Source organism: Pseudomonas sp. BN414 (genome assembly GCF_029871275.1).
Taxonomy (GTDB): domain Bacteria; phylum Pseudomonadota; class Gammaproteobacteria; order Pseudomonadales; family Pseudomonadaceae; genus Metapseudomonas; species Metapseudomonas resinovorans_C.
Genome location: NZ_SSOL01000064.1, coordinates 101,672 through 110,471, shown reverse-complemented (window position 1 = coordinate 110,471; position 8,800 = coordinate 101,672). Strand labels below are relative to the sequence as shown.

Sequence of the window (8,800 nt, the reverse complement as noted above, 5' to 3'; positions counted from 1 at the left end):
TGATGTCAGACGCCCTCGATTAGTGCGCTTAGTCGAGTCATTGGGTGAGCACTATCCACGGGCAGAGCTGTGCCGGCTGTTCGGCATCAATCGCAGCAGTGTCTATGCCGCCGCCAAGTCAGCGGCTCGCGGTAATCAGCCGCACGCCAGGTTGCGACAGCGCTTGGTGGAGCTGCATGTCCAGAGTCGGCGTTCGGCAGGCGCCCGGACGCTCGCGGCGGCTTTGCGCCAGGAAGGCTGGGCGGTGGGTCGATTCCTGGCCGGCCGTTTGATGAAGGAGGCCCAGTTGTTCAGCTCGCAACGCCGTCGACACCGTTACCGCCCAGCGGAGGGCGAGAGTGCCAAGGCGTCGAACGAGCTGGACCGACAGTTCCGCACTCACGGTCCCAATCAGGTGTGGTGCGGTGACGTGACGTACATCTGGGCCGGCGGGCGCTGGATCTACTTGGCCGCGGTCATGGACCTGTATGCGCGGCGGATTGTGGGTTGGGCAATGTCCGATCGTCCGGACTCGCAGCTCACCGGACGTGCTTTGCGCGTGGCCTATGAGGCTCGCGGTTGCCCCGGCGGCGTGCTGTTTCACTCCGACCAGGGCAGCCACTACAGCAGTCAGGAGTTTCGACAATTGCTCTGGCGGCATCGAATCCGCCAGAGCATGAGTCGTCGCGGCAATTGCTGGGACAACGCCCCGATGGAGCGTTTCTTCCGGAGCCTAAAATCCGAATGGATACCGGCTTCGGGTTACGCCAGCCAAGCCGAAGCAGAGGCTGACGTACTGCGCTACCTGACCGACTACTACAACCACCGACGGCCGCACAGCTACAACAGTTACCAGACACCGGTACAGCGCGAAGCGCTGGCTGGATAGACCTAAACCGGTGTCCAGTTTTACTTGACCACTTCAGCTTGACCTATAGTTGAAACTGATCGACCGCTGGTCCGGGAGGGGGAACGCAATGCGCCTCCCGTTCTCTTACTCGCTGGGAGATCGGGCTTAACCAGGGATCCCTATTCGCCTATCGGCCGCCGTTTTTATGGAACAGCTATCTGGCTTCGCCCCCGACCAGGCCACTTTCGACCTGAATTTTCTGCTCAATGGCGGTGCCGTCGGCGCGCTGTTGCAGAGCCGCGACTGGGCGGGCTCACCTCTGGGGAATCCGGCCAACTGGTCGCCCACGCTCAAGACCCTGATGTCCACCCTGTTGCCTGCCAAGGCCCAGATCGTGCTGTTCTGGGGGCCGAAATACGTCGCCCTGTACAACGATGCCTACGTGCCCACCATCGGCGCCAAGCATCCGCGCGCCCTGGGCCGCCCGGCCATCGAGAACTGGAGTGAACTCTGGAGCGATCTCGGTCCCCTGCTCGAGGCCGTGCGGGAAACTGGCGAAACCTTCACCGCCCAGGATCGGCCCTTCTACATCGAGCGTGATGGACGGGGAGAAACCGCCTACTTCGATGTGTCCTATTCGGCGGTCCGGGAAGAAACGGGTTCGGTTGGCGGCGTGCTGTGCATTGTCACTGAAACCACCGAGCGCGTTCGATTCGAAAGACGCCAGGCCTTCCTGCTCGAACTCAGCCAGACCTTGCGTTCGAGCTCCGACCCCGAAGAAATGGAGATCCTTTCCTTGCGCAAGATCGGCGAGGCACTCGGCGCTTCGCGGGTTTTCTTCGGCGAAGACAACGGCGACGGCGAGAGCTTCAGGGTTCATCGGGACTACTACCACGGCAACCGCTCCGCCTGGGGGCAGCATCGCTATCGAGATTTCGGCGGCGACCTGCTGCGTGCGTTGCGCTCCGGTCTTCCGGTAATCCGCGACGACATCGCCAGCGAGAAGGGACTGACGGTCGGGGAAATGTCGCTATGCGGCGAACTGGACGTGGCGGCGACGCTGCACATTCCGGTCGTTCGCCACGGCACTCTGGAGGCGACACTGGCCATTCACCACGATCATCCCCACGACTTCCTGCCTGCCGAAGTTGCCCTGGCGGAAGAAATCGCCAAGCTGATCTGGAATTCGGTGCATCACGCCCGGGCGGAAATGGCCTTGCGGGCCAGCTCGGCGCAGCTGTCGGCCATATTCGACCAATGCAGCGCCGGCATCGCCGTCTGTGACCAGGACGGCACCTTCACCCGGGTGAATGATCGCTATTGCGAGATCGTCGGACGCTCACGCGAAACACTGCTTGGGCTGTCGCTGCGCGATATATCCCAGGTCGACCACCCGCTCCCGGAACCGCTGGTGGATGACAGCCTCTGTATGGGGCCGTTGCTGGAGGGCACTGGACGCTACATCTTGCCGGATGGCCAGACGGTGTGGGTCCAGAATCAGATCACGCCGCTATTGAACGACCAGGAACAGTTCAACGGCATCCTCCTGGTCTGCGTGGACATCAGCGCACGGGTCCGCGCCGAGGTGGAGTTGCGCAAGCTGAACGAGGACCTGGAAGGTCGCGTCGCCTCCATGGTCAGCCAGCGTGAGTCGGCGGTGGCGCAGTTGCACGAAGCACGCAAGATGGAAATGGTCGGCCAGCTCACTGGCGGCATCGCCCATGATTTCAACAACCTGCTCACGCCGATCATGGCGTCGCTGGAGCTGATTCGCCGCCGGTTGACCGAAGAGCGTGACCGGGGACTTATCGATGGGGCCTTGTTGTCGGCGGATCGCGCGCGAATCCTCGTTGGCCGCCTGCTGACGTTCGCGCGTCGGCAGACGCTAAAGCCCCAGGCAATTGCGCTGCACACCCTGATGAACGATATGAGTGACCTGCTCGGCCGCTCACTCGGCCCGACCATTCCCGTCACCCTCGATATTCCCGAGCAGTTGCCCCCTGTCATCGTCGACCCGCACCAACTCGAACTGGCGATCCTCAACCTGGCGGTCAATGGTCGTGATGCCATGCCGGACGGCGGCGGGCTCATCATCCGCGCGCAAGTGAAGGAAGTCGCCGAGGACTCGATCAAGGGCATCGCCCCAGGACGATTCATGTGCCTCACGGTGACTGATGACGGATGCGGCATGAGTGCCGAAACCCTGGAACGGTGCATGGAGCCATTCTTCTCTACCAAGGGCGTGGGCAAGGGCACCGGGCTCGGCCTTTCAATGGTGCAGGGGCTGGCGGCTCAGTCGGGTGGCGGCCTGAGCATCGTGTCGGAATCCGGGCGCGGCACCGAGGTTTCCTTGTGGTTGCCGATTGGCGAGGGGCCGGAGGTTTATCGAAGCGAAGCGCCGGTCGACGCGCCCCTTGCGTGCCGTCCCACACAGGTGCTGCTGGTGGACGACGAGGAACTGGTACGCCAGACGACGGCGTTGCAACTAGGCGAACTCGGTTACCAGGTCACCTCGGCGGATTCGGCAGCCGCCGCCCTCGACCTGATCGAGGCAGGCCTGAAGCCGGATGTACTGGTGACCGATCACATAATGGCGGACAAGACGGGCGTCCAGCTCGCCCATGAACTGCGCCAGCGCAATGAAAGACTTCCGGTATTGATCATCACCGGCTTCGCCAATCTCACGCCCAAGCAGCTGCGCGGGTTCGAAGTGCTGACCAAACCCTATCGCCGCGTGGAACTCGCCGAGCGCCTTGCGCAGTTGCTGAATCCGCCGCACCGCTGACCAAAAAAAAACCTTGAACGATTCCGAAGGCGCCAATTCTCATTATTTGGAGCCTCTGGTGGCCTCCCCTCATACCACCGGAAATGCGAGAAGCGGCAGGAAGCCGGCTCGTAGCTCTATACGGCTGCCTCACCGCCCCCTCATCGGCGGGGCGGCCGTTTTCATTTGGGGCGTCGAAGCGGCAGCCGAAGCCGCCGCTTCGCGCGGGGGATGGGGATTATCTGTCGCGTCCGCCACCGCCTTGCTGGCCGCCACCCTTGCGGCTGGTATCAGAAGTGCGATCCTGCTCTTTCTTGATATCGCTTTGCTGGCCGCCTTTTTTTCCCGATTCGGATGCGCGATTACGATCCTCGTTGAAGTTGCCTTTACCGCCTTTTTGTTCGTTCATGAGTCGAATCTCCAGATGGTGAGGTGAGCGAATGCAGTGGCATTCCCCTTGTCCGAACCGACACAGCCGAGAATCGTTCCGACTCTTTTCGCCTCCTGGCCCTGTGCGAAAACGAGCCCGGTGGGCCGTTCCACCATCAATTCGCCATCAGAATTCCTGCTTCGAGACCTGATTTTTTCTCGGATGGCGATCCGCTCGCTCAACGCAAACCCCCGATCTTGCCGCGGCGCTACGAACATCCAAACGACCGTTTTCATTTTTGACCAGTTGGCCAGCATATGGCCGGACGCGCCAACCGAACTCGCCCGGCATGCAAAAACGGTCTGAACAGCGGCTCATCCATTGACCACGGTGCCGCCGTTCACATGCAACACCTGCCCGCTCATATACGAGGAGTCGCTGCTGCCCAGGTATACATGCGCCGGCGCAACTTCCGACGGTTGCCCCGGACGTCCCATCGGCGTATCGGCACCGAACTTCGCCACCTTCTCGGGACTGAAGGTCGAGGGAATCAGCGGGGTCCAGATGGGGCCAGGCGCCACGGCATTCACCCGTATTTCGCGAGATGCCAGGTTCATCGCGAGGGAGCGCGTGAAGGAGGTGATGGCGACCTTGCCGGCCAGCTTTCCACCCGCGCAATAGGGCGAGGAAAGATACTCCGGCGCCGGCCGCATATCGGCCTCCAGGCCCGGCTGGCGATTCTGGCGCTGCGGTGGAAGCGTTCTTTTCTCGGACATGGTGATTTCCTCCGATAAAGCGCGTGTTGACGAGTCCTCCCCCGCTGCCTGTGGACCTTCGGGAGACACCAATGTCAGCAGGGGCTCTAGGGTTGTGAGGATGCAAAACGCGCTTAGGTTCGAACTGCTTTCAAGCCTCGCACCGACAAACTTTCTTGAACTTCCCCACCGCCCTCCTCTTCTACCGACGGTAAAGCCTATATCCGGAGGACTCACCATGATTCATTCGCTCAAACACACGCTGTTCGCGTTGTTCGCAGTGCTGGCGCTCGCCACTTCCGTGCAGGCCAAAGATGAAATCAGTGCCCAGGACTTCGTCGATCAGGCGTCGGCCGCCGGCATGGCCGAGGTGGAAGCCGGGAAGCTGGCGTTGGAAAAAGGCACCAGTTCCAAGGTCAAGGAATTCGCCCGGATGATGGTCGATGAGCACACAGCCGCTAACCAGCAGCTCAAGGCCCTGGCCAGCAAACACGACCTTGAAGTCGCCGACGCCCCGGGACTGTCGGAACAGGCCAAGGCGAAAATCCTGGAAATGCGTGACTCCGACTCCTTCGACAAGGCCTATGCCAACAACCAGGTCGAATCCCATAAGGCAGCCGTCGAACTGTTCCAGACCGCCGCCAACTCCGAAGACGAAGCCATCCGCGCTTTCGCCGTGAAAACGCTGCCCAAGCTCGAGGAACACCTGAAGATGGCGCAGCAGCTCGCTGACGACCTCGTCGCCAAACAATAATCCCGCCCTTGCAGCTGATGACTGCCTGTAGGAGCGAGCTTGCTCGCGAACAGCCCCGGCACGATCTTTCGCGAGCAAGCTCGCTCCTATAAAAGCCAAGGTGAAATCGATCTGATCGAGGCTTCCGCGTAGCGCAGCGCGCGTGATGGCACTAAAAAAATCCGAACATTCGCAGAACCGGCGCCTCCCATGTAGCAAGGGGCCATACCCGAACGGTGGAGCCTGGCGATATGACTGGAACCGGACCTGGCGAGAACCGCCATGGCGCAGACCCAAACCACTTGCGTTACTACACGGGCGCGACGGACAAGCGCCTGCAGTGGGCACTGCTGATTCTCTTCCTGGTGTTCTTTGCCTTCCTCGCCATCGCACCCAAGGACCGCCAGGACTGGGCCATGGAGAACGGCCTGGTGTTCGCGCTGATGGCGATAGTGGCGTGCAGCTGGGGGCGACTGCGCGTGTCCAATGCCTCGGCCTTGCTGCTTTTTGCCTTTCTCTGCATCCACGAAGTGGGTGCGCACTACACCTATTCGCTGGTGCCCTACGAGCAGTGGAGCAAAAGCCTTTTCGGCCATGACCTCAAGGAACTGCTGGGTTGGCGGCGCAACCATTTCGATCGCTTCGCCCATTTCGCCTATGGGCTGTTGCTCGTGTGCCCCATTCGTGAACTGCTGGTCCGCGTGACGCCTTTGCGGGGTTTCTCCGCCACCTTCCTGGCGATGAACCTCGTGCTGTCCACTTCGGCTGGCTACGAGCTGATCGAATGGCTCGGCGGCGAATACGTCGGCGGGGACAAGTCCGCCCGCTTTATCGCCGCCCAGAACGACAAATGGGATTCACAGAAGGACATGGCCCTGGCCTTGATCGGCGCAGTGCTGGCGATGGGAATTGCCTGCCTGTCTCGACTCTTCACCCGATCCGGGGAACTCAAGCCACAGGAGATATCGTCATGACTGAGGAACATCGCTTCCAGACCTGCATCACCGCATGCAACAGTTGCGCTACCGCCTGTGAAAGTTGCATGGCGGCCTGCCTCACCGAAGACCGTGCGACTACCCTCACCCGCTGCATCCAGCTGTGCCGCGACTGCGCCGACATCTGTCATTCCTGCGCCTCGTTGATGATCCGCGAAAGCGAATACGCCTCCGCCATGGGCCATGTGTGTCTGATGGCGTGCATCGATTGCGGCGAGGAATGCGCGGTGCATGGCAGCAACCATTGCCAGGAATGCGCCAGGGCGTGCCAGGTTTGCGCCGAGGAATGCGAACTGATGACGGCATGAATCGCCGCCTCGGTTCCTCCACGCGAGAGGAGAAAGATCATGGGTACCGAAGAACGACCGCTCCCCGAACAGCCCGTCATCGACGACCCGGGCAACGAAGACCCCGGCTCGCAAATCGAGCGGGAAGAACCACCCGCTATTACGCCGGACAGCCCGCCTCGCGAGGCCCCTGACCCGCGCATCCCGCCCCGTGAAAAAGAACGCCGCGATCGGGTCTGAGCGCGGCGTTCTCGTTTACCGGGGTTATCTCGCGGCCAGGCGCCGTTCGTGCTCCACCTTGCGGCGTGCCACCAGTGTCTTGGCGGCGGTCACGTGGAGGCCTCCGCCGTAGTAGGTCGGCAGTTCACGTGACACCCAGTCGACGCCGCGCGCATGCCAGATGGCTTCGCCATTGGTCAGCTTCATCTCGCGCAGCAGCTCCCGGATGATCGCTCGGGCACAGTCTTCGTCGTGGAGCGCATGGCCGCTGATCGCCTTGCACAGCGGCTGGCCGGTTTCACCTTCGAGTACGAGCAGCAGCGTCCCGTCGGGACGGGGCTTGAGGTCGACGTGGAATTGCGGAAAGGCCTCGGTGAATACATCCAGGGAGCTCATTTTGGGTAGTCCTGAGGGGTGGTGGTTCCCTTATTCAGCATCAACCGTGCCGCTCCACCGCCTGCAGCGAAGGCTGCGAAACCAACCCTCAGCCGAGGCGAATGGCCTCTAGCCAGCAGCGATTTGCATGATCAGTCGGCCAGCGCCTTGCATCCTGCATGAGCGGAAAGACTCGCCGTCCGCAAGGTTGAACCCTGGCCACGCGGCGCGATTCGGAATAGGAGAACCGGACGCCACGAGGTGATCGCCATGGGCATTCAGCCACGTAAAGGCCAGGCAACTGGACGCATCTCCCCGGAAGTCTTCCGCCAACGTTTCAGGGAATCCTTCTCCGATCCCGCATTCTTCGTAGAACGGGAAGCGCTGGAGCGCATCGAAACCATCGCTTGGGAGGCCTATCAGGAAGGCCGCAAGGCGCCCCGGACGCACCCGGCCGGCAGTGGATACGCCGACCCGGAGTACTTGTTGTCGGATGAATGGAGGGCCACCCGCGAGGCCCTGGAGCGCGCCGAACACCGGCAGAAAGACCCGTCCACGCCGTCGCGGGTGCTCGTCATCATCGGCTCTTCGCGCAATGACGGTACCTGTCCTGGCGAGGTCTCCAAGTCCTGGCGGTTGGCGCGGATCGCCGCCGATGAGCTGGCCAGGGGCAAGGTGGAAACCGACCTCCTCGATCTCAGCCGGATCACCTCCGAGTACCGCCTGCACATCCATCCCTGCAAGGGTTGCGTCTCCACGGCCATGCCCCTTTGCCACTGGCCGTGCAGCTGCTATCCCAACCCCGCGTTGGGCCAGACCAATGACTGGATGGCGGAAATCTACGAGCGCTGGGTGGCGGCCCACGCGGTGATCATCATCACGCCGGTGTACTGGTATCAGTCACCCAGCCCGTTGAAGCTGATGATCGACCGACTGGTCTGCGCCGATGGTGGCAACCCCGATCCCACCTCCACCGGAGGCAAGGACGTCGCATTGGCCAAGCAGGTCGAACTCGATGGCTGGCACTATCCCAAACACCTTGAGGGCCGCGTGTATGGCCTGGTGGTTCATGGTGACGTCGCAGGAATCGAAGAGTCGCGCCGCGCCCTTTCCGACTGGCTCGACTGGATGGGCTTCCACGATGCGGGCTTCAACGCCAGGCTCGAACGCTACATCGGCTACTACAAGCCCTACGCAACCAGCCACGAAGAACTGGACAGCGACATGGCCCTGCAACAGGAAGTGCGCATCGTCGCCCAGGCGGTCAGCCGCACGGTGGCCGATGCCAGGGCCGGTCGACTGGCCAGCCCTCGCCAGGGATTGCAGGCTCCGCGGCCGAAATGAGCGGGGGCCAATCGGCGCACGTCACGCCGGCCCCTTGGCCCAGGCTCGACGACCTGTAGGAGCGAGCTCTGCTCGCGAACAGTTCCGAGCTCGGTCCTTCGCGAGCAAGCTCGCTCCTACAAGAGCTGA

General features: G+C 62.0%; 9 protein-coding genes and 1 pseudogene. 7 read left to right on the top strand and 3 right to left on the bottom strand.

Annotation, left to right across the window (positions count from 1 at the left end):
• Positions 1-868 (top strand): IS3 family transposase (locus E8E95_RS13055; protein ID WP_280349636.1); only part of this gene is annotated, 868 nt, incomplete at its 5' end.
• A gap of 166 nt (positions 869-1,034) precedes the next feature.
• The gene (locus E8E95_RS13050; RefSeq protein ID WP_280350762.1) at positions 1,035-3,614 is read left to right on the top strand and encodes a PAS domain-containing protein; all 2,580 of its coding nucleotides are present in this window, start codon (positions 1,035-1,037) and stop codon (positions 3,612-3,614) included.
• 217 nt (positions 3,615-3,831) lie between these two features.
• Here E8E95_RS13050 and E8E95_RS13045 read toward each other — a convergent pair whose 3' ends face one another.
• Both E8E95_RS13045 and E8E95_RS13040 read right to left on the bottom strand, forming a co-directional pair.
• Positions 3,832-4,002, bottom strand: a complete 171-nt coding sequence (locus tag E8E95_RS13045; protein ID WP_280350760.1) for a hypothetical protein — start codon at positions 4,000-4,002, stop codon at positions 3,832-3,834.
• Positions 4,003-4,337: 335 nt separating this feature from the next.
• A pseudogene (locus E8E95_RS13040) lies at positions 4,338-4,610 on the bottom strand (SDR family oxidoreductase); the annotation flags it as partial.
• A 346-nt stretch (positions 4,611-4,956) separates the two neighbouring features.
• On the opposite strand from E8E95_RS13040, the gene E8E95_RS13035 reads away from it, so the two are divergent.
• The 4 genes from E8E95_RS13035 to E8E95_RS13020 all read left to right on the top strand — a co-directional run bounded on the left by E8E95_RS13035 (position 4,957) and on the right by E8E95_RS13020 (position 6,973).
• Positions 4,957-5,472: a DUF4142 domain-containing protein gene (locus tag E8E95_RS13035; protein WP_280350758.1), complete on the top strand. Its 516-nt coding sequence runs from the start codon at positions 4,957-4,959 to the stop codon at positions 5,470-5,472.
• Positions 5,473-5,702: 230 nt separating this feature from the next.
• Entirely contained in the window at positions 5,703-6,425 is a 723-nt protein-coding gene (locus tag E8E95_RS13030) for a DUF2238 domain-containing protein (protein ID WP_280350756.1), read from the top strand.
• On the top strand, positions 6,422-6,754 hold the full coding sequence (locus E8E95_RS13025) for a four-helix bundle copper-binding protein (RefSeq protein ID WP_280350754.1): 333 nt from the start codon (positions 6,422-6,424) through the stop codon (positions 6,752-6,754). Before E8E95_RS13030 ends, E8E95_RS13025 begins: the two co-directional genes overlap by 4 nt.
• 39 nt (positions 6,755-6,793) lie before the next feature.
• On the top strand, positions 6,794-6,973 hold the full coding sequence (locus E8E95_RS13020) for a hypothetical protein (RefSeq protein WP_280350752.1): 180 nt from the start codon (positions 6,794-6,796) through the stop codon (positions 6,971-6,973).
• Between the two features lie 24 nt (positions 6,974-6,997).
• Here the strand turns inward: E8E95_RS13020 and E8E95_RS13015 are convergent, their stop codons facing one another.
• The gene (locus E8E95_RS13015; RefSeq protein ID WP_280350751.1) at positions 6,998-7,348 is read right to left on the bottom strand and encodes a DUF3509 domain-containing protein; all 351 of its coding nucleotides are present in this window, start codon (positions 7,346-7,348) and stop codon (positions 6,998-7,000) included.
• A gap of 249 nt (positions 7,349-7,597) precedes the next feature.
• On the opposite strand from E8E95_RS13015, the gene E8E95_RS13010 reads away from it, so the two are divergent.
• On the top strand, positions 7,598-8,671 hold the full coding sequence (locus tag E8E95_RS13010; RefSeq protein WP_280350748.1) for an NAD(P)H-dependent oxidoreductase: 1,074 nt from the start codon (positions 7,598-7,600) through the stop codon (positions 8,669-8,671).
• Positions 8,672-8,800 lie beyond the last annotated feature (129 nt).